This window comes from Flintibacter faecis (assembly GCF_014287875.1).
GTDB lineage: Bacteria > Bacillota > Clostridia > Oscillospirales > Oscillospiraceae > Lawsonibacter > Lawsonibacter faecis_A.
In genome coordinates this window covers 21,941-47,473 of record NZ_JACOPN010000010.1, presented here as the reverse complement: position 1 = coordinate 47,473, position 25,533 = coordinate 21,941, and the positions used below count along the sequence as shown (strand labels likewise).

Genomic DNA, 25,533 nt, shown 5'->3' with positions numbered 1-25,533 from the left:
CAACAAGCAATTTTGAATTTTCGGGCAAGGGACCTGAAAATCTCAAAATTCGCAAGCGGGTACTCGCTTGCTGTGCTTGCTACCGTATCTTATCCCTACTTATAAAGCGTTGCAGAAGTCCCAAAATGCCCGCAAAATAAAAGAAAACAGAGGATGTTCAGACACCCTCCGTTTCTTTATTCGGCTGTTCAATTTTCAATGCCCCGTCAATGGCACCTTCCACGATTGGCAAATACTGTTCCGGGCAGAGTTTCAACTTCTGTCCGACCCGCTGGCGCAGCTCGCTTTCCTCTCGCATGACCTCTGGATTGAAATATCTCTCCATCGGCAGACCGCAGATTTTTACAAGCTGTATGATGACCGGCAGGCTGGGGATCGTGCCCTCGTTTTCGATGTTGGCAAGATACCTGGTATCAATATTCACCTTTTCAGCTAAATCTTTTCGTGCAAGGTTCTTCGCCTTCCGTGCTTCTTTTACATCCGCACCGAAGGTTTCAAAGCCAGGGCAATCTTCGATTTTTGCCATATTGCATCACCCACATACATTCTATATTTCATAGTCTTCCCGTGGAATGATGTGATATCCATTCTTCATACACTTTATATTTCATAACTCGGCATTGCTATCATTCGGCTAACCGTATATAATAATGACAAAGGATTTTTTACGGGAGGATAGCAAAATGCTTGAATATATCTCTGCCCCAGAAGCGGCAAAAAAGTGGGGCATTTCCGAACGACGGGTTCAAAAGCTGTGCGAAGAAAACCGAATACCGGGTGTTGCAAAATTCAGCCGTATGTGGTTGATACCAAAGGACGCAGAGAAGCCCTCCGACAAGCGGCAAAAAAGCCGAAATATCAAGTAGAATTGCAATTCTACCTGTAAAAACGCTAATTCTACCTGTGGTTGGTTTCATTCTACTTACAAAAACGCTATGATTTCTATAGAAAGGAGATACAAAATGGATCAAAACAAAATTGGAGAATTTATTGCACAATGCAGAAAAGAACACAATATGACACAAATGCAGTTTGCTGAAAAGCTCGGAGTAACAAACAAGGCTGTTTCAAAATGGGAAACCGGGAAATGTTTACCAGACGCAGCATTGTTTGATGATATTTGTATGTTACTTAATATTACACTGAATGAGCTTTTTGCAGGAGAACGGATTGCTCCTGAAAATATTGAAAAGAAGTCTGAAGAAAATCTTATTGGAATAGCCACTGAACTTCAGAAAAAAGATCACAAGATTGTTCTTCTAAAATACTTCACAGCAATCATTGCACTTGTAGCTTCGGCGACAAGTATAAGTGTCGGAGGCATATCTTTTGAGGGCACACCCGTCTTTTCAAACTTATTACTAACTATCTTAGTAATTTGCACATGGGGAGCACTTATGTATTTCACTCAAAAAGATAGATGTACTCAAAGAGTCGCTCTCATAATCAATATGGTATTAGGAGGTGTATCGCTAATTGCGTTTGTTTTGAGCTTCTGGGATGTCAATTCACAAGTCGTTTTATGGATTGGTTTTCCATGTGAAATTCTTTTCTATGGGTTCAAGCTCTTTTGGGACTGGATATGTATATATTTCGTAGTTACTGTCTTAGCGATAGTCGGCATTGAGTATTCCAAAAGAAACCTTTCTGAACAAAGCACAAAGTAAAAAGGAGAAAACAGCTATGTATATTACATTATTTATTATCGTGTTAATTGTCGGACTTCTGATGGTGCTCCTGCCATCTAAGGCTATTAAGAACTTGGTAAATCAGAATGGAGTTTTGGTTGTTTTACGCCTGCTTGGTATCATCATGTGTGTTGCAAGTAGCGTAACAATTTATGCTTTAGTTGCAGGCAAAATTGTATTACCGCTAATTAAATAATCAATCTGCCGGACGACGGCAAAAGAAAAAAAGCCGTCGTAGAGCAGACAATTTGACACGCCCATTTGAAACGGCGGCTTTGATTTTCAGAGCCGCCGTTTCTTTGCGTTTACACAAACCTATGACGACTTGCAGGGACACGGTAGCCGATTGGAGGTTATTTCGCCGTGTCCTTTTCTCTTTTTCGCAGTATCCATGATCTGCACCAGTTAAAAAAAGCGTAGCACCTCCGTCGGAGTCGTCCGGCCTTGAATATGAACTATACCATGTAAGTAATCTTCTTTATAAAACATTTCTGCGTCCAGCAGGTCCGTTGCGACTTGCTGGGCGCTTTTTGCTGTTTTCCGATGACAAGCCCGCCTCGAAAAAATTTTTTGAGAAATTTTCAAAAAGGAGGCTTTTAGCGGGTAGCGAGCGGCTTTGCGTTCGCCTTGTTAGCGGAAAGGGAGAAACCCACCTCATTCCCCCAGGAAAGGGGGTGAAAAGATGGATATGATCCCCCGCAATGACTATGGCGAGCGGTGCCAGTTCGATGCTTACTGCAAGCTGGTACTGTACCATGAGGCAATCGACTACCTCCGGGAAATGCAGAAGCGCCGTGACAGGGAACTGTCATTCAGCGACCTTCCGCAAATGGAGATGGACAAGCTCTGCGTTGTAGATCATTACCCCAGTGACAGATTTACATTCTCGTCCCACGGGTATGACCTGCATATCGAAAACGAGCTTGTGGCTGATGCCTTCGCCGGTTTGTCTGTTCAGGAGCAGAGTATTTTGATCCTGCATTTTGTTCTGGACCTGCCGGATCAGGAGGTTGGTCGCCTTGTTGGAATGTCTCGCAGTGCCGTTCAGCGGCGAAGGGCAAAATCATTGACCGAGCTGCGGATCAAGTTGGCCGCACTCATGCCGAAGGGAGGTTGAAGGTATGAAGAAACCCACTTACAAGGGCAAGGAGCTTCTTCCTCTTTCGGTAATCGACGCCGCCCATGACGGGGACTCTCAGGCTGTGGATCAGGTACTCCGGTATTATGAGGGCTATATCAATAAGCTCTGCACCCGGACGCTTTACGATCCTGACGGCCAACCCCATGTTCGAGTGGACGAGTACATGAAGCGCCGATTGGAGATCAAGCTCATTCATTCCATTGTCAGCATGAGTTGACAAGCCTGGTCTGAAAGCAGAAACAGCTTACCCTTTCCCTGTTTCTCTCTTTCGTGGCTGGAGACAGCACCTTGACAAAGAAAGCCCGTTGGGAGGCCAACGCCGCAGTATAAGGCAGACGGATACATTCCTGTTTGTGCCGAGCCATACGGCCGGTGCGCCATGACCTCGTTTCAAGTCCGCAGGACGGGACCACTGTAACGGGCGAGCGAATAGCACCAGACCGCAAAGCAAGCGTGGCAGCTTGCGGGCGATGACACACGGGCAGGGTCAAAGATACTCGCGCATTGAACGCCCACAAAGCATTGTGCGCCGCACCCATCAGCATGGGCCGGGGTTAGACTCCCGTGGAGCTGTGCCAGCAGCCGTCCGTAAGCCTACTTTTCTTTTTTGAAAGTTTATGGATAGATCGTAAACTTTTCAATTAGCAGCAGACAAACACGGAGCAGCACGGTAAAATAATAGTGGAAGTTATATTACCCACACATATTCGTGCTGTTCCTTTTCATAACTGAAAGGGGGTTCTCATGTCTCAAACATGGAACGGCACGAAAAAAGAAACCCCTGAAAGAAGGACATATACGGTTGACGATATTGCTCAAATTTTGGGTATCGGAAGAACTTCCGCATATATCCTTGTAAAAGAAGGGCACTTCAAAATCGTGCGAATTGGTAACGCCATACGCATTTCCAAGCGGTCATTTGACGAGTGGCTTGACTCCCTCGACCTGTGATCCAAGAAAGGAAGAACGATATGGCATCTATAATCAAGCGAAAGAAAAACTATTCCGTTGTTTACAACTATGTGGACGAAAACGGAGAAACCAAACAGAAGTGGGAAACCTGGCATACCCACAAAGAGGCCTTAAAGCGCAAGGCGGAAATCGAAAATCAGCAGCACACGGGAACTTTTCTCCCGCCAAGCAATCAGACGATCACCGAGTTCCTTTATGACTTCGTATCTCTTTACGGAGAAAAGAAATGGGGCGTGTCCATGTATGACAGCCAAACGGCGCTGATTGCGAACTATATCAATCCGATCATCGGTGATATGGAGGTACAGGCGGTTACTCCCCGTGCGGTTGACGGTTATATCCAGACCTTGCAGAAAACCAAGTCGGTGTCTACCAAGACCCGAAAGGCTGTTACCACCTATGTCAGTGACAAGACCATTGAAAAAATCATCAAGCTCCTGCGGTGTGCGTTTAAGCAGGCGGTACGATGGGAAATCATTGCAAGAAATCCCTTTGACAATGTGATCCTCCCTAAAACGGAGTATGCGAAACGGGATATCTGGACGGCGGATATGATCCGTCTTGCCCTGGACAAATGCACGGACAGCAAACTCTATGTGGCAATGAACCTGTCTTTTGCCTGCTCTCTGCGTATGGGTGAAATCCTGGGGCTGACCTGGGAGAACGTCCATATTTCCGATGAAGATATTGCGGCGGATAATGCCTATGTCTACATCGACAAGGAACTGACACGGGCATCCAAACGGGCGATTGAAACGCTGGGTGAGAAGGATATCTACTACATCTTCACTCCGCTCATGCCGAACACCAGCACAAGAATTGTTCTGAAAAAGCCGAAAACCGATTCCAGTATCCGTAAGGTGTGGCTGCCAAAAACACTGGCTTACATTCTGCGGGAATGGAAGAAGTCCCAGGACGAGCTGAAAGGCTTCCTTGGCGACGAGTATCAAGACTTCGATCTGGTGGTGGCACTTCCCAATGGACGGCCCTGCGAAGATCGGATCATCCTCAAAGAGTTTGCAAAGCTCCGTGAGGACGCAGGGCTGCCGAAGGTGATCTTTCATTCTCTACGTCATTCCAGTACAACCTACAAATTAAAACTGAACCACGGCGATCTGAAAGCCACCCAGGGCGATACAGGCCATGCCGAGATCGACATGATAACCAGTATCTATGCTCACATTCTGGACGAGGATAGAAAGGTCAATGCTCAGAAATTTGAGACAGCCTTCTATGCCAAGCCTGATCTCCGCAATGTCCGTCCGCCGGAAGAACCGGCAAAATCGGAGCCTGCGACCCTGGACCTTGAAAGCCTTGTGGAGCAGCTTCAAAAGTCACCGGAGCTGGCAAGTGCGCTCGCAGCCCTGATAGCGGCGCAAGCCCCGGCAAAGTGATCCGAAAAATCGAATTAGCAAAACGCAGAATTTTCTTAGCAAATTTCTGAAAAGCGTTCGAGTCCAATTAGCAAATATACATCATGCGGCGCATAAAAATCTCCCGGTAACGGAAGTGAAATTACCGGGAGAAGGAGGAACAAAAAAACGCTGCAAACCCCGAAAAAAGGCTTGCAGCGGTGCTTTCTGGCGTCCCAGAGAGGATTTGAACCTCCGACCCCACGCTTAGGAGTAGACCCGATACGACATCGGGAAGTGGCATCTAATGCTTAAAAATGCTTGGAAATACAAGGTTTTTCAGCATTTCAAATCCCATCTGATACTACGCTGTGATAGCTAATTCAGAGGGATTTTACACCGTCCGATTGGCTCGAAATTAGCAAGTCTTTCGATTTTTGGTGGACGTTGCAAGTGCAAGTAAATGTCACTATGTAACTTCTCGTGATGCGAAATGATAGGAAATCCTATTCATTCTCGTGTGAGGGTGCGGGTGTCCTTAGACACAGATTTCAGTCTGTTTTATATATCATTTCAAAATGAATTTTTCAACCAGAATTATTAAGAATTTCAAAGGTTTTTCAGACTCAATGATTCTATGTAATTTAGACCCGCCGAAGCAGGTCTTTTTTTATTTCAGCATAATCTCTCTATCCTCAGCGCCGAGCATATAAGCACCCTTGGCAAAAGCATCCCTTGCAAGAAGCTCTGCTACATCAACCCTATCGAACAGCATCCATATTTCTTTCTCTTTCGGAGTCAGTTCATGGCTATGGTCAAACAAATGCTCAAGTCCCAATCCTTCAAGCAATGCCGACTTTGCTGCTTTGTATTCCTCAGCTCTGCCAACATATTCGTCGTTCCTTTCCTTGGAAAATGCCTCGATATTGTCAGCTCTCAGATGCTCGTAATACTCGTCCATAAAGATTCTATCCATACTCGTTGACCTCCATAACAAAAAAATAAGGGCAGACCCTTTTACAGCTATTGTAGCTATGTAAAAGGATCTGCCCTTGCAGTTACTATAATGTTTTTGCCAGCGACTTCAGGAGTGCTGCCATTTCCGGATTTTGCAGAAGCTTCAGAAGAAGTTCTTTATCATCAGCGGAGCTTTCCGTTGCGGCTGGTTGAACCGGCTCAGGCGTTGCCTGTCTGCCTGAGTAGAACGCAGCTTCCATTCTTTCAGCGTTCAGTCTGCGGTCATCGTCGATGATATGGGAGTAAACATCCGCTACCATCTTGACCTGTGCATGACCGGAATCGCCTTGAACGGATTTCATATCGCCGCCGTTCAGCTTCAGCTTGTAAGTGATACTGGAATGTCGGAGACTATGGAAAACCACTTTCGGCAGTCCCTTCTCCTCAATCAGCTTATTGAAAGCACGGTTGATAACCTGCCCCTCAATCGGCTTGCCATTGGAAGAACAGAAAACCAGATTGAAGTCTACGAACTCGTCACCGAAAAGGTCTTTCAGTTCTTCGATGTCAGCCTTTCGCTGTACCAACATTTCCGCTACGGTTTTCGGTAAGAACACCTTGCGGACACTTGTTTTGGTCTTAGGAGTTTTGAGAACCAATGCGGTATGCGTACTGGCGAAGGTCGGTGGGAACTTGAACATGATGTCCTTACCGTCCAGATCTGCCATCGCTTCACGATTTACTCTCTGCAACTCCTTTTCAACGAAGATGCTTGCCTGACCAAGTTCAATACTGGTGGGGGAAATGTCAATACAGTCCCAGGTAAGCCCCAGAAGCTCGCCCATTCGCAGGGAACAGGAGAAGGCAAGGTTAATAGCCAGACGAAGAATATCATCGTCACAGGCTTCCAGAGCCTTCTGGAGCACTTCTGCTGTCCAGATATCCCTGGTCTTGTGTTCTTCTTTCGGCAGCGTAGCGTGCTCCACAGGGTTTCTGGTCATCAATTCCCACTTGACCGCTTGATTGAAAGCATTTCGCAATGTCTTGTGAACCTCTCGGACAGTATGCGGAGTCAGATATTCTGTACGGGCTTTTACATACTTAGAAGAAACCGCTTTGACAGAAAGCAAATCTCGGTAATACTTGTCCATGATTCTCGGCGTGACATCCTCCAGCTTCATATCACCGATGAGGGGACGAATATAGTTTGCAATCAGGCTCTTTCTGCTTTCATAGGTAGACATCGCCCAGGTGTTCACACCATAGATTGACATATACTCATCCAAAAGATCATTGACGGTTTTAGCAGAAGGGGGAATAAAGGTTCCGGACTCCTGCTCATATTCAACCTGCAACTTCCTTTTCTTTGCTTCGGCATTCGTTTCAAAGGTTTCCCACTTCTGACGCTTGTTGCCGTTCTCATCGGTGTATGTATAAACCACAGAATACTTCTTTTTTCTCTTAACGATAGATGCCATGTAATCAGCTCCTTTCCTGTCTATCTTCCGCTAACTGGTAGCGGGTCTGATTGTGATACCATTTTTCAAAGCTCTCTTTGGTAGCTCGCTTATACCTGCCAACCTTGATAAGCTCAAAATCTTCATTGGCAACGATATAGTAAATGGTCTGACGATGTACCCCAAGCATTCTTGCCATTTCCGGCAGACCGTAGGTGGATGCCATAATATCTGCATCCAGTTCCTGATCCTCTACCGTGCGGTAATCGGTTTGAGAAGCATACCATCTTTCAAAGCTCTCCTTTGTCACTCTGCGCTTGCCCAGGACATCGACCACATCAAAATGCCCTTTGGCAACCAGTTCGTAAGCAGTCGCTTCTTTCAGCCCAAGGCGCTGTCCAAGCTCCTCCATTGAATATGTAGTTTTCTTCAATTCCTCGCCGGGAGGGGTTCCATCGACCTTCTGGTATTTGAACTGATTGGCATACCATTCTTCAAAGCTGTCGATCATCACCCTCATGGTGTTGCCGACAAGAATGGTTTTGAAGTAATTCTTCTTAATGAGCCAGTATGACTCCGTTTTACCAAGACCGAGCATCCTGCCCATTTCCAGAACAGACATACTCGTGCGTTTTCTCATTTCCGCCATCGTACAACCTCCTATGTAAAAAATGTAGCCATGTGTTTCTTGTCATGGCTACATTTTATCGAACTCTCAATATGTTTTGAAGTTTGTCGCCGGGTTGTACGACGCCCTTGACAAATCTTACATTTGATGATCCAACCACTCATCAAAACTCTTTTTGGAGATTCTGATACTGCCACCGATGCGGACGCTATGGAAAACTTTCTTTTTCACAAGGTTGTATGCGCTGGTTCTGCTGATGCCCAGAATATCCTGAATCTCATCAACCGTATAGGTTCTCTTATCAAACTGAACTGCGTTAGCAGCCATCGCTTCTTCGGTGCGCTGATTCATGGCAGCGATTCTTTCTTCAAACATTTATGTTCACTCCTTCGCTCTCTTTGCTTTATGTTTTGGGGAACGCTTTTTCAGCTGTTCCATTGCCAGGCTGACAGATAAGGCTTTCTCAATCGCTACCATTTCACGGGGCGTTACCTTACCTAAGTAATTATCAATCCTGCTTTTATCAATGGTACGAATCTGTTCCAGCTGAACAACGGACGCTTCTTTGAATGCAGGATTGTCGTAAATAACAAAGTGCGTCGGCATATTCGCTTTCTTATGGATTCTGGTGGTGACCGTTGCCACAATCAATGTGGGAGCGTGTTTATTACCGGTATCGTTCTGAATGACGATAACCGGACGGATGCCGCCTTGTTCCGACCCAACTACCGGGTCCAGCTTGGCGCAATAAATATCACCACGGCAATATACCCAATTTTCTTTCATCATGTGCCATGACCTCCTTTCGTTGGCTATGTAATAACTGACTGCCAGAAAGGAATCAGGCAGTCAGTCCAAAAGTCTATGTGTCCCATATTTGCCACGCACCCCTGGGAAAGAGGGCTTACGCCCTCAGGGAATCACCGAACGACTGATTGCGAATCAGTTCCATAGGAATCTAACCTCTGCCGGGTTCTCCGCCAGCTCCGTAGAGAAGTATCTTTAATCCTGTTGCTTTCATGGCCGTATTGGGAGCAACCCAATATTTACAAGCCAGTATTGATCGCTGGCATCGGGAGAGAGACAAGCGCTTAATTTATAGAAGAAAGTCGTTCTGTTTCTCTATCCGATACGTCTCGGCGTACCGCTGATGTGGCTGATGCTCTCGCACCGGCAACAGGAACGTATTCGATGACTGTGTATTCAGTTTTCAAGGATCAAGCAGCCGATTTTCTTTGGCTGTATCTAAATTGTACCTGTTCCTCATGCAAGTTTTTATTGCCTCGTAGGTATAGTTTTGAGGTTATTCACGACCTAAAAATATGTAATCAAGGGTTGTCTCAAAGCGCACAACCAGTTCGATTGCCAAATCAATAGAGATACCTCTGTTGCCGGTTTCAATTCGTGCAATGGTGTTTGCGGCAACACCTAACTGCTCCGCAAGCTGTTCCTGTGTAAGCCCATGTTCCTTTCTCAAGGCTTTAATTCTTTTTCCGCTTTCAACCAAGTCGTAATACATTTTCGTTCCTCCGTGTTTTTGAATTTGTGAAGTTGCAAAATCAAAAACAGCGGGAGGAGATCGTGCCCGATTCTCAATACCCTTTGCCATCTGCCTGTCCTCCTTGCAGGCATAAAAAAAGAGCCGGAGTAAATTACTCCAAGCTCTCGTTCATGCCTTTGTGTTAATTATGGGGGAAAATAGGCAGGTATAAAAAAAGCCCCGTACCCATTACAGGCACGAGGCGTAACTCTCTCTATTCAATTTTATGCCGCTATCTCCCAGCATAGCCATTTTAACACTGGACAAGTCGGACTTTCAGTAGGGGAACCGTCGTATTTTCATCGGATTTTAGTCGGACTAAAATCCTGTCTTAGCATTCACAATAACACAATGCTTCTTCCTCCCGGGCACTTTCCAGGAAATCTTTCAATTTAGGAATGGCTGTTCCCCAAAGTGACAGACCAAATAACAGTATCGCTTCTTTCTTTCGGTCATAGTAGGTGCTGCGTTCCATATTCAAAACCTCCAGCATTTCTGATTCCCTGTACTTGAAGCGGTTGAGATATGCCTTTGAGATAATCTCACAGTACAGAGCGCCTTTATCTGGATATTCTCTGATTTTCAACATAGCCATATCTACCAGTTCAATGATCCACTTTGTCTCAAATAAGCTGCGAATGCGTTCTTCAAATCGTTCTCTCGCTTCATCCGGAGCAAAGTTCTCCAGATAAATCAATGCACCATCTAAGCTGTCACCGTAAGTACAAATAAGGGTATCACATACATCATTCGCACGATCAATGGTAGACCAGCACACCTCTCGATATATGGATAAAATCAGCTTTGCTCTTTCATACAGAACCTTCTCGTCAATGTTCTGCATCCGGCAAAGCATTCGAATACTGCTTAATACCTGTGTATTATATCTGCTCATTCAGAATCTCCTTTCAGCCTAATCCATAAAATAAGAATTCCTTTCTAACTCCTGTCACTTGGCTAAAGGGAAACAAATACCATGGGACAAGAATGACTATAACTTCCGATATTTGATTAAAATAACAGAAGTGAAATCGGAAGTTCTTGACTTTATAAAAGTTCCGATATATAATTAAGTGGAATTAAAACTTCTGTTATGATTCTTATTATAGCATTTTCCAGAAGTTTGTCAACAAATAATCGGAAGTTACGAATAAATATTTTTTGAAAGGAAGGATACTACCATGACATTTGGAGAAAAAATTAAAGAAGCTCGTTTGGCTATGAACCTATCTCAAACGGAGCTTGCCCAGATGACCGGCATTTCCGAAAGATCCCTTTACACCTATGAGCAGCTCGGAACACTCCCCAGAAAAAGCAACATCAGAAAACTTGCTGAAGCACTGCATATCTCTGTGTCCTATCTTTTGGACGAATCTGAAACGGATAGCCAGAGCCATATAGATCAGGATATGTTTATTTTAGAGGCAAAGGAAAACTTCGGTTCAAAAGGAGCAAAAGAAGCTCAGGAAGTGTTGGGTCGTGTAAATTCTCTGTTTGCCGGTGGAGAATTGGACGAGGACGCAAAAGATGTATTCTTCCAGGCGATTATGTCAGTTTATATGGACTCTAAGAAAACAGCACGGGAAAAGTACACTCCGAAGAAATACAGAAAGCATAAAGATAAAGAGTAAAATCCTCAAGCACAGAATATGTTTTCTGTGTGCGATTCGGAGGTGAAGCAAATGAAAACGGCAGAGCATATCATTGAAACTGTCGATAAGCTTGTGCGAAAATATCACACCAGAGACCCTTACGAGCTATGTCAGCTGTTAGGTATCAAAATCCACTATTACGATTTACAGAAGAAATTGAAGGGCTTCTTCTATTACCAGTCCAGACAAAAGAATATCGTGATAGATCACAATGTGAACGGTATCCTGGAGCGTATATTAGTCGCACATGAATTAGGACACGCTGTCCTGCATACAAAAATCGCTATGATGCACGGCTTTCAAGAAATGGAAGTTTTTGATGATAGATCAATCGAAGAAAATGAAGCAAACTTCTTTGCGGCGGAGCTTCTGTTAGAAGATGGGAAAGTCCTGGAATGCCTTTCGGAACACACATTTTTTGAAACGGCTAAAATGCTCTATGTACCGGCAGCATTATTAGACTACAAATTCAGCCTGCTCCACGAAAAAGGAGAGCTGGTAAATTCGATGTATATTCGTAAAGCAGATTTCCTGAAAGAAGATCTTCATGCCTACGATAACGACATTGGTTATGGCGATATATGAATATCTATTTTTATATCTTTACAGAAAAAGTCCACCAGTACGATGCGTAGTGCATCATGACTGGTGGACTTTTTGCTTCTTAAAGAATCAGTATATTGTGCTGCAAAAAAGAACCCCATAGCAGTTCACTCTGTACCGTCAATGGGCTTCTTTTTCATTATATCAATCAAGCTCCGCTTTTTTTATCATCTCTTGCTGGTCAATCAAGACATCAATCAACTTTCCTACGGTTATCAATGTTGTTACATTACACTTTTTCAGTTTTGCAGCAATCTCATTATCAATGATGCTGTCGCATTTTGCATATGGGGTATCCAGTAAAAAATAGTCAAAGTTCTTTTCCAAGACGAATGCCAGTTTTAGAAGCATTGCCAAAGAAACTTTCGTCTGTCCAACTTCAACATGGCTCATATGATTGTTCGAGCAACCAACCAACGCACCCAAATCAGCCTGACTATAACCCTTTTCCAGTCGGGCAGCTCTAATGCGCTGACCAATCTTAACGTAATCAATTTCCGGTTGCGTTTCAATCACCTCCATGCTGTGTATGATTCTGCTATACATTATAAAATGTACCAAAAATCTCAACAACCAACATCGGGTGCAAGTTGCATTTATAAATGCAATATGATAAAATTTTATAGGCAGATTGCATTAAATGATAGAATGAAAAGAACCCCAAGACGACAATATGAGCTATCTTGAGGTTCTTTAAAATAAAAAATTCGTAGAGTACATTACTCCACGAATCGCATTCTTCTCTGTTTTTTTTAGTTTATATCTTTATTTTACAAATTGTCGCACTGTTTGTCAATATGTTAGGGACATAAAACACGAGGTTTTGCACAAAAATCCATCTTAGAAAGTTCCAAAGTCACAATTTGCCGTCAGAATTATAGTCATATTGAAGGAGGTGTACCTTATGGCACGAAAAGGAGAAAATATTTACAAAAGGAAAGACGGCAGATGGGAAGGAAGATACATTAAGTCCCGATCTTCTACAGGCAAAGCCAATTACGGTTATGTTTATGCAAAGTCATATCGAGAAGTCAAGGCAAAACTTATCAGTCAAAGTTCGTGCACGAGTAATTCTGTCACTGTCGATCCAGAAATTAGCTCAGATCAATTTGAACAGGTTGCTATGGAATGGTTTCAAGCTATATGTCCTAAAGTGAAGGAATCTACAAGCAACAAATATAGGAATCTTCTCAGCTCGTATATACTTCCTGTGTTCGGAAGCAAACAATTGCGTGATATAACACACGAGTTTATTGAAACGCAGTGTAATTTTTTCCTTGTTTCTGGTGGATTAAAGGAGAATGGACTTTCCTCTAAAACTGTTTCAGATATTTTATCTCTAATTCGAAATGTCTTACAATTTGCCACCCGAAACGGGAAAGCCATTTCTTGTGACGCACGATCTATACAGATAAAACGTCAAACGAAGGAAATGAGAGTTTTGAGTCGTGCTGAACAGGAAAAATTATGCCAATACTTGTATTCTAATCTTGATTCCTGCAATATTGGTATATTAGTAGATGCTAAAAATTTGTAATTAAGAAGGAGTGATTACATGAACAAAAATATAAAATATTCTCAAAACTTTTTAACGAGTGAAAAAGTACTCAACCAAATAATAAAACAATTGAATTTAAAAGAAACCGATACCGTTTACGAAATTGGAACAGGTAAAGGGCATTTAACGACGAAACTGGCTAAAATAAGTAAACAGGTAACGTCTATTGAATTAGACAGTCATCTATTCAACTTATCGTCAGAAAAATTAAAACTGAATACTCGTGTCACTTTAATTCACCAAGATATTCTACAGTTTCAATTCCCTAACAAACAGAGGTATAAAATTGTTGGGAGTATTCCTTACCATTTAAGCACACAAATTATTAAAAAAGTGGTTTTTGAAAGCCATGCGTCTGACATCTATCTGATTGTTGAAGAAGGATTCTACAAGCGTACCTTGGATATTCACCGAACACTAGGGTTGCTCTTGCACACTCAAGTCTCGATTCAGCAATTGCTTAAGCTGCCAGCGGAATGCTTTCATCCTAAACCAAAAGTAAACAGTGTCTTAATAAAACTTACCCGCCATACCACAGATGTTCCAGATAAATATTGGAAGCTATATACGTACTTTGTTTCAAAATGGGTCAATCGAGAATATCGTCAACTGTTTACTAAAAATCAGTTTCATCAAGCAATGAAACACGCCAAAGTAAACAATTTAAGTACCGTTACTTATGAGCAAGTATTGTCTATTTTTAATAGTTATCTATCATTTAACGGGAGGAAATAATTCTATGAGTCGCTTTTGTAAATTTGGAAAGTTACACGTTACTAAAGGGAATGTAGATAAATTATTAGGTATACTACTGACAGCTTCCAAGGAGCTAAAGAGGTCCCTAGCGCCTACGGGGAATTTGTATCGATAAGGGGTACAAATTCCCACTAAGCGCTCGGGACCCCTTGTAGGAAAATGTCCTAAGTGTGGCAACAATATTGTATTAAAAAAATCGTTTTATGGTTGTTCAAATTATCCTGAATGTACCTTCACTTTAGCTGAACATTTTAGAAAGAAAAAACTCACCAAAACAAATGTAAAAGAATTACTAGAGGGAAAAGAAACCCTGGTAAAAGGAATCAAAACGAAAGATACTCAACTCATCCATGCAACGATGATAGGGTTGCAGCATTGCAAAATTTAGGTGTACCCTATTCTCGATACTAAATTCATAATCTCACAAATTGGCAAGCAGTGTAAACCTGTACAGGTTCACTCATTTTCTCGATTTTCCCTTCGGTGCAATCTTCGCAAATTTGCTTGTTGGGGAAGCATCCCCAATCCCCTTTGAACATCATCTGCCGATGATGGCTACACGATTTTCAATCGTTTCTCAAAGAACAGTAGAATAAAAATTTGCCCATGGTTGAAAGCACCGAAATCGAAAAGCAAAAAAGCAGCCACGATCCGCACCCTTTGGGGAGTGCAGACCGTGGCTTTTTGCTTTAACGGAAGTTCTTCTTTTCCTCTTTCTCTTTCTCTTTTTCCTGCTCTTTCTGCCTGTCGATATTCAAAATCGTTTCAACCGTCCGTTTGGCAATCAGCAGTTCTTCTTTCTCTTTTCTGATCTGACGGTACTCAGCGTAGTCCTGCTTTTTCTGGACTGCCAGCTGATGAAACTCCTCATACAATGATTGCATGGACGGGAGCTTTGTAATCTGCAATTCATCAAAGGCTTGCTTCGCCGCTTTATGAATTGTGATTTCCTGACGGTGTTCTTCAAAGAATTTTTTGCTATATCCAGACTTGCGGTACTCGATATAAATTTGCCTTGTGTTGCGATAATTTTTGATGTGCTGCTGCAACGCCTGAACCTCAACCATACGTTTCTCTGCGACCTTGATAGAATCAGAAAGCGCATCGAACCGGGCAGACAGATTTTCAATATGAGCAGTCAGATCGTCGTAGTTGCCCAAGCCTTTTTCTTTCAGTAGGATTACCGTTCGGGCAGCTTCTTTTCGGTTGAACTTCTTCGCCCACTTTTCATAACCGACCGTCTTGCCCTCGGCCATCTTTGCCTGAATATCAATCAGCATCTGGAACTGCTTCGGGGCAGGAGCCTTGGCAGAGCCGCCTTTTGATTTGTGCAGGTTCTTGCCGGAGATAACCGCTTGAATTTCCTCTTTGCTATATCCTTCGCCCAGGGAACGCAGCCGAATGAAACGCTTCTGATTCTCGCCCTTGAACGCAGGCTGCTTTCCATCCTTGAACTCAAATCCCATGTCAGCCAGAGCCTGAACAAAGCCATCAAAGCTCTTTGGTTTCTGCTTCAGCACCGCATCAATCGCATCACATAATTCGTCACGCTGGGTACGCTTCTTGGGATAAACAGTTCTTTTCTGGCGCTCCCGATACGGCTTCGGTGTAATAATGGACAGCCCGTGTTCCAGGCAAACCATATCACTGAGTCTTTGCACCGCCAGACCGGAAAGAAAGAAGTTTTTGAATTTCCGTGTGGCATCCAGCGAGGTCGAATTATAAATGATATGATTGTGAATGTGGGATTTGTCGATGTGGGTCGCAACGATGAAAGCGTGTTTTCCCTTTGTCCATCGCATCGCTGTTTCATAGCCGACTTGGTTCGCTTCTTCCGGGGTGATTTCTCCCGGCTTAAAGGACTGGCGTATCTGGTATGCGATGATATTGTTCTTCTGCTGTCTGCCGGTAATATGCTGATACTGCCGTTTGGAAAGCAGAAATTCCTCATCTGCTGTCTTTGGATCACACTCATAGGAACTGATAAATTCGCCATCATTGGTTTTTGCGGCATTTTGTGAGTAGTCGGTTCTGTCTGCCAAACATTGAGCGACCGTCTTTCCCTTATTCACATGGAGTGCAATCAATCTTGTCGCTGCCATTCCCATCACTTCCTTCCCAAAAAGAAAAAGCCACCGGTCGGTGACTTTTCTCTGATATTATCTTATGACCTGATAAATGCTCCCAGACTTTCTCCAATATTCTCGACTTTCATAACAGCCCAGACGAGCAAGAACACCGCTGCTATTGTCGCAATTCCAAGAACCACAAGAATAAGCAGGGACTGCCACAAAGCCTTTACAATGCAGTAAATCGCAGATCCGCCAATGACCAAGAGCAATAAACCAATTACATAGGACACAACATTTGTAAGCAGATTTCCAAGAATGCAAATCACTTTTACAACGAACAGCACCGGCAGTGCCAATATCTTCAATACCAGCTTCATAGGCTCAACCCCTTTCTTTTAATTATATTGTACAAGGGTATCTGCCATAACGCAATGATGTCAACCCTTATGTAAAAGCCGCAGCCGAAACTGCGACTTCCCAACAAGTTGTCGGATTACTGGATTGAGGACAGGCGAACAAGAACTTCTCTCATGTCCGTCCAGATCTCCTCCAGCCGTTTTTGCAAATCCTCAATGTCAGCACGATAGATGCTGCCTGTTTCGTTCGCTCGCTTTGCGTACTGGTTCAGGTTGTTGGAGCAGATTCGCAGGAGCGAAACCAGGGCTTTCACATCCTGCAAATCCAGTCTGATACAGTAACCATCCAGAGCCATTTTCCGCAGATAGGCTCCCATGCTGCGGATGCCAAGCTCGTCCATCTTCTCATGGATTCGCTCGACCTCCTCCTTGGATGCAAGGAAATGAACATCCTGATCTCGCTTTGCCATTACAACACCTCCTCACGGGTTTCAGAGTATTTTGCAGGCGGGATATGCTCCGCTTTGGATTTCAGATCAGCCAACACAGAAGGACGCTCTGACTCGCTTCTTTCGTCACGATTTTCCACAGAGTCCTCCATATTCAGGGCTGCATCCAGTTCTGCCAGTCGCTGACTTTTGGCTGTCAGCTCTGCTTCCTGCGGGAACGGTTTTCCAACCTCCGCCTTGGCTGCTTCCTGCTGATTGTAGAGATTATTCAACTGCTCATTGGCTCGTTCTAAGCGCTCAAGGATGCCTGCAAGGGCATTGTCCAGTCGGGTGATATTTCCTCGTGCGTCCGTTCCAAGGGCTACTCTGTGGCTCACAGCGCCCTTCAGGGTCACATCGAACTCGTTCCGGAAACTGTCAAACGAAAGCTCCATCTGAAAGCCACGGTAACTGCCAAGAGGAACCGGATCGGCACTTTTCGTGTCCTTACAAGCCGCAAGGAGGATTTCACCGGCATCTGCCTTTTCGGTGTAGGCTTTGCCCATGATTTCCATGCCGCAAAAGCCATCGGCAATCTGCGGGTGTGCTTCCACGGTTTTAATATCAGCTTCAAAGCCATGAATATAGCCTGTCTGCTTTTCAATCTCAGCCGGGAAGTATTTCAGAAGCTTATCTTCCATACGGTACTGCTGGCTCTGGTGGTCAGCTTTCAGCACCTTCAGCCTTGCCACATCAATGTCCAAGTCCATCTTTTCCTTGATAAGCGGATTGCCGGCACACAGCGCCTTGATCTCCGCATAGGACAGCGCCTGCTCATCCACATCGTCACAGGAGCGAACCGGTGATTTGGAGGTCATAATCTGAGAAATAAACTTCTGCTTGTTTTCCAAGGTCTGATACAGGTAGGCATCGAAGGTTCCCTCGGTCACATACTGATACACCTGAACCTCTTTGTTCCGGTTGCCCTGACGGATGATACGACCGTTTCTCTGGGTCATATCAGACGGACGCCAACCCACATCCAAGTGGTGAACTGCCACCAATTTGTCCTGGACGTTGGTTCCTGCACCCATCTTTTGCGTACTGCCAAGAAGCACTCGCACCTGCCCGGTACGAACCTTGGCAAAGAGGTCTTTTTTCTTTGCCTCGGTATCTGCATCATGGATAAAGGCAACTTCTTCCGCAGGCACACCGTTTGCAATCAGCTTGGTTTTGACATCATCATAGACATTGAAGGTTCCATCATTTTTCGGTGTGCTAAGGTCGCAGAACACCAACTGGGTCAATTTGTCAGCCTGACCGTCCTGCCAGATACGCAGGATATTTCCCACGCAGGCATTGAGCTTGCTGTCAGGGTCATCGGGTAACAGGGTGTTCATTAGCCGCTGATCCAGTCCCAATTTTCGTCCGTCGCTGGTAATCTTGAGCATATTATCGACGGACGGGTCTACAATACCGGCATGAACATCTGCTGCTCTCTCTGAAAGGGAAGCCACCATATCCTTCTGGTACTCAGAGGGCTGAACCACAACCGTTTCAAACTTTGCTTCGGGAACAGGGAGATGCAACTGGTCAGAGGTCTTGATGTCGGCAACCTCCTTGAACATATTCATCAGTTCAGGCAGGTTGAAGAACTTCGCAAATCGGGTTCTGGCACGATAGCCGGTTCCCTCCGGTGCAAGCTCAATCGCAGTTGTTGTTTCTCCGAAGGTCGATGCCCAGGAATCAAAATGGGTCAGGTTCTTTTGCTGGAGCGTACTGTACTGGAGATAGCGCATGACCGTATAAAGCTCGGTCATCGAGTTACTTACTGGAGTACCGGTTGCAAAGATCACACCACGCCCGCCGGTCAGCTCATCCATATAGCGGCACTTCATAAACATATCCGAAGATTTCTGGGCTTCGGAGGTGGACAGACCTGCCACATTTCGCATTTTTGTGTAGAGGAACAAATTCTTGAACGCATGGCTTTCGTCCACAAACAGCCGGTCTACACCCAACTGCTCAAAGGTAATGACATCATCTTTCTTGTCAGCGGCAAGGAGCTTGTCCAGTCTGGCTTCCAATGATTTTCGTGTTTTCTCCATCTGCTTGATCGTGAAGTTTTCGCCACGCTGCCATTTCAGCTCCGCAATCGCACCCTCGATCTCATCAATCTGCTCCCGCAGCTGCCGTTCCTGTCGTTCGGCAGAAAGCGGGATTTTTTCAAACTGGCTGTGACCGATGATGACTGCATCATAGTCACCCGTTGCGATACGAGCGCAGAACTTCTTACGGTTTGCTGTTTCAAAATCCTTCTTGGTGGCAACAAGGAGCTTGGCACTCGGATAGAGGTGCAGGAACTCGTTTGCCCACTGTAAGGTCAAGTGATTCGGCACAACGAACAGGGATTTCTGGCTCAATCCAAGCCGTTTACTCTCCATAGCCGATGCAGCCATCTCGAAGGTCTTGCCCGCACCAACTTCGTGTGCAAGCAGCGTATTTCCACCATATAGCACATGAGCGATAGCATTTCTCTGGTGTTCACGGAGGGTAATATCCGGGTTCATGCCGCCGAAACGGATATGAGAGCCATCATACTCACGAGGTCTGGTGGAGTTAAAAAGTTCGTTGTACTTGGTGGAAAGGGTTTCTCGTCTGTGCGGATCTCTCCAAATCCAATCTCGGAACGCATCCTTGATTGCCTGCTGTTTCTGCTGTGCCAGGGTAGTTTCTTTTTTATTGAGGACACGCTTCTGCTTACCATCTGCATCTTCAATCGTATCATAGATACGAATATCCTTCAGATTCAGCGTTTCCTCCAGAATCCGATATGCGTTGGCTCGCTCTGTACCGTAGGTGACATACGCCGCCACATCGTTGTAGTTGGGAGAACTCTTACCGTTGATGCGCCACTCTGCGGTCAGCTCGGAGAACTTGACCTCAATGGAACGGCGCAAGTAATACGGCGTTTCAAAGGTTTCCTCCATGAACTGCTGAATATAATCGGCATCAATCCATGTTGCACCCAAACGCACATCAATCTCGGACGCATCCAAGTCCTTCGGCTGTGCTTTCTGCAAGGCTTCCACATTGATGTGGAAGGAAGAATCCCTGTCTGCCGCCATCTGTGCGACACGCAGCTTGCTTCTTACATCACCGGAAAGGTAATCATCGGCAGTCTGCCATCCAACTTCCACAGCATCGGGAGCCATCGGGTCTTTGAAGATCACCCCTCGAAGCTCTGCCTGAATCGCATCGTATTCTCCAGGTGTTCCAAGCAGCTGTGCCATAAACGGCAAATCCACCTTGCCACGCTCACCGATAGAGATTGCCAGAGCTTCGGACGGCGTATCCACGCTCGTCACTCTGCGTTCCGGCTTGATGGTTCGCTTGGTGAACATATCCGCCTTGCTTTTCAGATTGCCGTCCTCATCCACATTTTCCAGAGAACACAGGAGATAGTAGGAGGAATCGTCAGCAAATGCCTGACCATTGGCTCGATTATTGATAAGCCCGTTCTTTGCGGCAAACGCATCGTAGGCATCATTCAGTTCTGCCTGTTTCTGAGTAATCATTTCATCCGGGTAATCCTCAAGCTGATATTCGATCAGCTCGTTGACGATACCACGAAGTTCCACCATGCCCATCACACGGTCTTTTGCTTTCTCATTCAGGTCTACACGGCGCATCAGGGAGTTTTCACGGAAGTACACATTGCCATCCACCACGGTATAAGAGAAATTCTTTACATCCGGGGTTGCAGGAATGGTTTCGATTTCCTTACCCTTGTCAGCTTCGGGAAGCTCCACAGCCTGATAGGTTCCTTGGATGTGGGAAACTGCTTCTTTCAGAAGTTCGGACAGTTCCATGCCCTCAATGGGACGCACTGTAATGTCCATGCCGTAGGCGGTACTTTCTTCCACCGTATCGCCCAGAACCATTTCAGGATGAGCGACAAAGTAGCTGTTCATGGTGTGTCCTTCTTCGGTGCGGTCAAGGTTTACCCATTCCGGTACAATGTCAATCGGATGGTCACGCTTTTGCAGGAACAGGATGTCGGACACGACTTCCGTGCCTGCGTTTTTCTTAAAGGCATCGTTTGGCAGACGGATTGCACCAAGCAGTTCCGCCCTCTGCGCCATATATCGCCTTGCGTCAGAGTTCTTGGAATCCATGGTGTAACGGCTTGTCACAAAAGCGACCACACCACCGGGACGAACCTGATCCAAAGCCTTGGCAAAGAAATAGTTGTGAATGGAGAATCCCAGCTTGTCATACGGCTTGTCGGACACTTTGTAGTTGCCGAAAGGGACATTACCCACAGCCAGATCGTAAAAGTCTCGGCGGTCTGTCGTTTCAAAACCGGCTACTTTGATTTCTGCGTTGGGATAGAGCTTCTGAGCAATTCTGCCGGTGATGGAATCCAGTTCCACACCATACAAACGGCTGCTCTGCATTTCAGGAGGGAGCATACCAAAGAAGTTGCCGATACCCATAGCAGGCTCCAGAATATTTCCTGTTTCAAAGCCCATCTGTCCGACCGCATCGTAGATGGAGCGAATGACCGTAGGGCTGGTGTAATGTGCGTTCAGGGTGGAAGCTCTTGCCGCAGCATATTCATCTTCGGAAAGCAGGTTTTTCAGTGTCTGATACTCCTTCGCCCAATTTCCCTTGTCCGGGTCAAAGGCATCTGCCAGACCGCCCCAACCGACATAATTCGACAAAATCTCCTGTTCTTCGGTAGTGGCGTTCCTGTTCTCGCTTTCCAGTTTGAACAGAGTTTCAATGGCTGCGATGTTTCTTGCGAATTTCTGCTTCGGTCCACCTTCACCGATGTTGTCATCCGTGATGTGGAAGTTCACCGCAGGAACAGGTGGGATTTCTCTGGTGGTGATGGACTGCTCAAGCTGAGCGATAATGTCCATGACTTCGGCATTCTGCCATCCGTCCACCTGGGCATAATCCTGAATGATGGTGTCCTTTCCATCTACGCACTGTACGAAGTCCAGACTACCCGGCAGATCTCTGGTATTCATTGCACCCAGGGCTTTTCTCTGCGTGTCAGGAAGTGCATAGTAGGCTCGCAGGGCATCATCAAAGGAACTGTATTCCTTGATGTCCAGCGCACCCCGCTTCTGAATGTCCTCGGCAACATAAAAATGATCGATGAAGTGTTCCGGTTCCTGCTGTTCGGGTTCCGCACTGGCTCTGACCTGTGCGTGTGCCTTTTCGTCAGGGTAGTCCCCATAGATACGGATGCACTTATGCTCCTGCTGATCGTAAACGGCAGCACCATCGTACTTGAATCCGTCATCCTCCATGGTTCCGTCCACATAGCCCTGGGCAGCTTTTTCCGCTTCTTCCAGAGTGTAGTAGTCCAGTTTATCATCGAAGCCGTTTTCAAAGTGATGGTAGGCGGCAACCAGATAGCGGGGAGCCATGCGCTCCTCGTAGCTGTTAATCATCTCAGGTGTCAGCCATTCTGGTTTGTCGGGAATCATTTCATACAGCTCACGCATCTTGGCAATCTGTGCATGGCGGTTGCCTGCCCACAGATGCTTTTCGCTGTGCTGTCCTGCACCAAGGAAGTATTCGCAGTCCATACGCAGACGGTCTAACAGCTGATACTCAGGGGTGTAGTCCCTCGGTTCGGTTTTGCCCAGAAAATCCTCTGTAACGGGCTTTTCTTCGGTTTGGGCATCAACCCTTACCGCATGGTTTCTTTCGTCCTGAGAGAGCATACGCTCGAAATTCTCACGATTCTCGGCACGGAAGATGGGATAAGCAAGCGTAGGGTCACGCAGCTGAACTTCTCTGTCCGTGATCTGCTCCACACGGAAAGCTGTATCGTCCAGATATACCGTGTCACCGACCTGATAATTCCATTTCGGTTCCTCGGAAGCAGATGCTTCCACAACTTCGGCAGGCTCTGCCACAGGCGCTTCTGGCTGAACCGACTCCATCGCAGCTACGGACTGACGAACTTCCTCCAAATAGTCATTGGCAAGCCATTCGTCCGTGAAGTATTCCGTAACGCCTTCCGGGTCTACATAGTAGTCATCGGTCTGATTATCCCAGATCGCATACTCGCCATCCTCGGTATCAATCACTGCGAAACGGTCATAAACATCTTCCAACGGATCAGTTTTAGCTTCTTCGATAGCCTGTCGTTCCGCTTCTTCCTCCGGGCTGAGGTAGCGTCCCTTTCGTATCAGACCGTCGATTCTCTGCACCACCTGCGCCCAGGACATCTGCAATTTATCGCAACCGCTCTTGGTGTAAGCAACACCCTTGGCATCGTGATCCTGACCGCTGTGCGTTGCACCAGAGCAGGCATGGGAATGACCACCGGTTCCGTATTCATGCTTCAGGAAGTCCATCTTTTCCTTGGCAGAATGATTCTCCTGCCAGTAGTTATAAATACGGGCTTTACCACCGGAAAAGCCGCTTCCACGGGTCAAGTCTGCATTGACTTCATCATCCGTAATGAACTGGCGGACAAGGGGCATCTGCATCATATCGGTCTGATACTCACGCAAAGGCATATTCAACTCATACAGCTGTTTCTGAATGAGATTCAGCTTGTGATAGTGAAAACGAAGCAGATCGGGATTTTCCGCAAGGGTTTTTCTAAATTCCGAATACTGCTGTACCAAGGTTGCGTGGAAACGAGGGTCATCCAACTTTTCAGCCAAGTCTGCGGTTTCGTCAGGGAAACCACGAAACGGTTCCTGATGAAGAATTGCCAGATAGTTGCTGGAACGGGCTTCTTCACTCAAATCGTGATAAAGATGCCACAGGGATTCTGCCAACTTCTGACGCTCATATCCGGATGCTTCTACCAGTTCCACATTAGTTGCGAACCGACCATTTTCAAGCAGTTCTCCAATGCGCTCGGCAACCGTTTCCCAAGAAACGATCTGCGCTCTGGGGCTGTCAATGGCAGAGGAACCTTTGGCAAGGTGGATACCGTCCTCGGCATACCACGCACAGATATTCCCGCTATCTTCTTTCAGACCATAGCCGCCGTGATAGACCTGCTTTAAGGTCTGAACGATTTCTTCCAACGGCTTCTGCTTCATATATTCCAGCGCTACGACTTTTCGGGCTTCATCGGTATTGCTACCAAGCAGAAGGAAGTGGTCGATTTCTTCCTGGGCAAAAGAAAAAGCAGAGGGCGTAAAGCTCTCTGCTCGGTCGATAAAACTGATTTGTTCATTTTCGGAGAGGAAAAGGTTCAGACTCAGCTGTTGATAAGCTCCGTCATCACGACTTCCTCCGCCTGTGCTTTCAGGCTGTTCATGTGCTGCACCCACGCCATCTGCTGCGTTTCCTTGTCCGGTGCGGGGCTGTCCTTCAGGTACTGCTCCATCAGAAACTCCACTCTGGCTTTCGCTGTTTCCTCGATCTCCCACAGGTGCGGGAACAGGCTCTCCGTCAGAATCATGTCGTTCAGGAGCATCGGATTGTTCTGTTCCAAAAATGCTCGACGCATCCTGCCGTACTTGCCCAGAGGTTTCTCTCCCTCGTTCTCCAACTGAAGGTTCGGAATCTGATAATCTCCGGCCTGTCTGTAAGTCATCTCGCTCATAATCTGTACTCCTTTCGGTAGCTTTAATCTGCTCATGTTCTCCAATCGCTTTTTCGATTTCCTGAAACATCCTTGTGCTGATGGCATTCACCGCAGTACCAAGGGCATTTACCGTCTGTCTGGTGTTAAAATCAAACACCTTCTGGAAATCCTCATGCTCGAAGTAGTTGTCGGGACTTTCCACGAACCGGCAATACATCGTATAGGATACGCTGTTTGCCACCGCATTTTTGAAAGCTACTTCGATGTTGAGTTCATCATACTCCTCAAGGAAGCTGTTGGCAACGATGTCGAGGAACTGCTTTTTGTAATCGTCCCAATACTCAGCCGCCAGTGCGGATGCAATATCTTCAAGCTGTGCTTCCAGTACCCCGTCAGCGGCAACACCGAAGGTACGCTCCATCGCTTCCATGACATAGGAGCGGTTTTCAGGCGTCACCTCCCACGGTTTCAGTTCCGGGGAAGAACGGCGAACGCCGGTATCCGCCACATCAAACACATAGCGCAGATACGGTTTATCCCTGTTCATCACAAACAGAGCAATGCCGGTAGAGCCACGCTTTACATATCTGCGGTAATTTTCAGCGTTCCAGTCCTCATAGGGCTTGCAAAAGGTCGCATTGGGGCGCTGAGCATAAATCATCACCTGTTCCGGATAGGTGAACTCATAGTTGCGGGACATCGTTCTCAAAAACGAAGTCCAGTTATCTGTGTTCGAGGTGATTTTCCCAATCGTTTCTTTTGCTAATCCGGAATAAAATCGCTCTTTTGCGTTCATT

General features: G+C 45.8%; 25 protein-coding genes. 12 read left to right on the top strand and 13 right to left on the bottom strand.

What is annotated here, in order from left to right; genetic code table 11:
- Nucleotides 1-157: 157 nt before the first annotated feature.
- Complete coding sequence (locus H8S55_RS12545) at nucleotides 158-526, bottom strand: helix-turn-helix transcriptional regulator (RefSeq protein ID WP_186879213.1); 369 nt, start codon at nucleotides 524-526, stop codon at nucleotides 158-160.
- A 157-nt stretch (nucleotides 527-683) separates the two neighbouring features.
- Here H8S55_RS12545 and H8S55_RS12540 point away from each other — a divergent pair, with 157 nt between their 5' ends.
- From H8S55_RS12540 to H8S55_RS12510, 7 genes are all read left to right on the top strand, one after another.
- Nucleotides 684-866: a helix-turn-helix domain-containing protein gene (locus H8S55_RS12540; RefSeq protein WP_186879212.1), complete on the top strand. Its 183-nt coding sequence runs from the start codon at nucleotides 684-686 to the stop codon at nucleotides 864-866.
- Between the two features lie 96 nt (nucleotides 867-962).
- The gene (locus H8S55_RS12535; RefSeq protein WP_186879211.1) at nucleotides 963-1,667 is read left to right on the top strand and encodes a helix-turn-helix transcriptional regulator; all 705 of its coding nucleotides are present in this window, start codon (nucleotides 963-965) and stop codon (nucleotides 1,665-1,667) included.
- Nucleotides 1,668-1,683: 16 nt separating this feature from the next.
- Nucleotides 1,684-1,884, top strand: a complete 201-nt coding sequence (locus tag H8S55_RS12530; protein ID WP_186879210.1) for a hypothetical protein — start codon at nucleotides 1,684-1,686, stop codon at nucleotides 1,882-1,884.
- A gap of 486 nt (nucleotides 1,885-2,370) precedes the next feature.
- Complete coding sequence (locus H8S55_RS12525) at nucleotides 2,371-2,805, top strand: sigma-70 family RNA polymerase sigma factor (RefSeq protein WP_186879209.1); 435 nt, start codon at nucleotides 2,371-2,373, stop codon at nucleotides 2,803-2,805.
- A gap of 4 nt (nucleotides 2,806-2,809) precedes the next feature.
- Nucleotides 2,810-3,046: a helix-turn-helix domain-containing protein gene (locus H8S55_RS12520; RefSeq protein WP_186879208.1), complete on the top strand. Its 237-nt coding sequence runs from the start codon at nucleotides 2,810-2,812 to the stop codon at nucleotides 3,044-3,046.
- Between the two features lie 527 nt (nucleotides 3,047-3,573).
- The gene (locus H8S55_RS12515) at nucleotides 3,574-3,780 is read left to right on the top strand and encodes a helix-turn-helix domain-containing protein (protein WP_005541444.1); all 207 of its coding nucleotides are present in this window, start codon (nucleotides 3,574-3,576) and stop codon (nucleotides 3,778-3,780) included.
- A 20-nt stretch (nucleotides 3,781-3,800) separates the two neighbouring features.
- On the top strand, nucleotides 3,801-5,195 hold the full coding sequence (locus H8S55_RS12510) for a site-specific integrase (RefSeq protein ID WP_186879207.1): 1,395 nt from the start codon (nucleotides 3,801-3,803) through the stop codon (nucleotides 5,193-5,195).
- Between the two features lie 628 nt (nucleotides 5,196-5,823).
- On the opposite strand, the gene H8S55_RS12505 is transcribed toward H8S55_RS12510, so the two are convergent.
- The 7 genes from H8S55_RS12505 to H8S55_RS12475 form a co-directional block, all read right to left on the bottom strand.
- Nucleotides 5,824-6,129, bottom strand: a complete 306-nt coding sequence (locus H8S55_RS12505; RefSeq protein WP_002304425.1) for a hypothetical protein — start codon at nucleotides 6,127-6,129, stop codon at nucleotides 5,824-5,826.
- Between the two features lie 85 nt (nucleotides 6,130-6,214).
- A complete protein-coding gene (locus H8S55_RS12500; RefSeq protein WP_002304423.1) occupies nucleotides 6,215-7,588 on the bottom strand; it encodes a site-specific integrase in 1,374 nt (457 codons plus the stop codon).
- Nucleotides 7,589-7,592: 4 nt separating this feature from the next.
- Nucleotides 7,593-8,216, bottom strand: coding sequence for a helix-turn-helix domain-containing protein (locus H8S55_RS12495; RefSeq protein WP_002304420.1), 624 nt, complete (start codon nucleotides 8,214-8,216; stop codon nucleotides 7,593-7,595).
- A gap of 117 nt (nucleotides 8,217-8,333) precedes the next feature.
- On the bottom strand, nucleotides 8,334-8,546 hold the full coding sequence (locus H8S55_RS12490) for a helix-turn-helix domain-containing protein (RefSeq protein WP_477100006.1): 213 nt from the start codon (nucleotides 8,544-8,546) through the stop codon (nucleotides 8,334-8,336).
- A 30-nt stretch (nucleotides 8,547-8,576) separates the two neighbouring features.
- Nucleotides 8,577-8,981, bottom strand: coding sequence for a type II toxin-antitoxin system PemK/MazF family toxin (locus tag H8S55_RS12485; protein ID WP_002304415.1), 405 nt, complete (start codon nucleotides 8,979-8,981; stop codon nucleotides 8,577-8,579).
- Between the two features lie 517 nt (nucleotides 8,982-9,498).
- The gene (locus H8S55_RS12480) at nucleotides 9,499-9,804 is read right to left on the bottom strand and encodes a helix-turn-helix transcriptional regulator (protein ID WP_002304413.1); all 306 of its coding nucleotides are present in this window, start codon (nucleotides 9,802-9,804) and stop codon (nucleotides 9,499-9,501) included.
- 262 nt (nucleotides 9,805-10,066) lie between these two features.
- Complete coding sequence (locus H8S55_RS12475; protein ID WP_002304412.1) at nucleotides 10,067-10,630, bottom strand: hypothetical protein; 564 nt, start codon at nucleotides 10,628-10,630, stop codon at nucleotides 10,067-10,069.
- A gap of 286 nt (nucleotides 10,631-10,916) precedes the next feature.
- Here H8S55_RS12475 and H8S55_RS12470 point away from each other — a divergent pair, with 286 nt between their 5' ends.
- Nucleotides 10,917-11,366, top strand: a complete 450-nt coding sequence (locus H8S55_RS12470) for a helix-turn-helix domain-containing protein (protein WP_002304411.1) — start codon at nucleotides 10,917-10,919, stop codon at nucleotides 11,364-11,366.
- A 51-nt stretch (nucleotides 11,367-11,417) separates the two neighbouring features.
- Nucleotides 11,418-11,972: an ImmA/IrrE family metallo-endopeptidase gene (locus H8S55_RS12465; protein ID WP_002304410.1), complete on the top strand. Its 555-nt coding sequence runs from the start codon at nucleotides 11,418-11,420 to the stop codon at nucleotides 11,970-11,972.
- Between the two features lie 162 nt (nucleotides 11,973-12,134).
- Here the strand turns inward: H8S55_RS12465 and H8S55_RS12460 are convergent, their stop codons facing one another.
- Nucleotides 12,135-12,512 carry a helix-turn-helix domain-containing protein gene (locus H8S55_RS12460; protein WP_002578940.1) on the bottom strand — a complete coding sequence of 126 codons (378 nt, stop codon included), beginning with the start codon at nucleotides 12,510-12,512 and terminating at the stop codon, nucleotides 12,135-12,137.
- 382 nt (nucleotides 12,513-12,894) lie between these two features.
- On the opposite strand from H8S55_RS12460, the gene H8S55_RS12455 reads away from it, so the two are divergent.
- From H8S55_RS12455 to H8S55_RS12445, 3 genes are all read left to right on the top strand, one after another.
- On the top strand, nucleotides 12,895-13,527 hold the full coding sequence (locus tag H8S55_RS12455) for an N-terminal phage integrase SAM-like domain-containing protein (RefSeq protein WP_235844072.1): 633 nt from the start codon (nucleotides 12,895-12,897) through the stop codon (nucleotides 13,525-13,527).
- A gap of 18 nt (nucleotides 13,528-13,545) precedes the next feature.
- Nucleotides 13,546-14,283: a 23S rRNA (adenine(2058)-N(6))-methyltransferase Erm(B) gene (erm(B), locus tag H8S55_RS12450; protein ID WP_118219131.1), complete on the top strand. Its 738-nt coding sequence runs from the start codon at nucleotides 13,546-13,548 to the stop codon at nucleotides 14,281-14,283.
- A 145-nt stretch (nucleotides 14,284-14,428) separates the two neighbouring features.
- Nucleotides 14,429-14,692, top strand: a complete 264-nt coding sequence (locus tag H8S55_RS12445) for a topoisomerase DNA-binding C4 zinc finger domain-containing protein (RefSeq protein ID WP_118219135.1) — start codon at nucleotides 14,429-14,431, stop codon at nucleotides 14,690-14,692.
- A gap of 301 nt (nucleotides 14,693-14,993) precedes the next feature.
- Here the strand turns inward: H8S55_RS12445 and H8S55_RS12440 are convergent, their stop codons facing one another.
- The 4 genes from H8S55_RS12440 to H8S55_RS12425 form a co-directional block, all read right to left on the bottom strand.
- On the bottom strand, nucleotides 14,994-16,406 hold the full coding sequence (locus H8S55_RS12440; RefSeq protein ID WP_002578945.1) for a relaxase/mobilization nuclease domain-containing protein: 1,413 nt from the start codon (nucleotides 16,404-16,406) through the stop codon (nucleotides 14,994-14,996).
- A gap of 62 nt (nucleotides 16,407-16,468) precedes the next feature.
- Nucleotides 16,469-16,753, bottom strand: coding sequence for a hypothetical protein (locus H8S55_RS12435; protein WP_002578946.1), 285 nt, complete (start codon nucleotides 16,751-16,753; stop codon nucleotides 16,469-16,471).
- A 116-nt stretch (nucleotides 16,754-16,869) separates the two neighbouring features.
- The gene (locus tag H8S55_RS12430) at nucleotides 16,870-17,202 is read right to left on the bottom strand and encodes a plasmid mobilization protein (RefSeq protein ID WP_002578947.1); all 333 of its coding nucleotides are present in this window, start codon (nucleotides 17,200-17,202) and stop codon (nucleotides 16,870-16,872) included.
- The gene (locus H8S55_RS12425; RefSeq protein WP_002304391.1) at nucleotides 17,202-25,532 is read right to left on the bottom strand and encodes a helicase-like domain-containing protein; all 8,331 of its coding nucleotides are present in this window, start codon (nucleotides 25,530-25,532) and stop codon (nucleotides 17,202-17,204) included. Before H8S55_RS12425 ends, H8S55_RS12430 begins: the two co-directional genes overlap by 1 nt.
- Nucleotide 25,533: the final 1 nt, after the last annotated feature.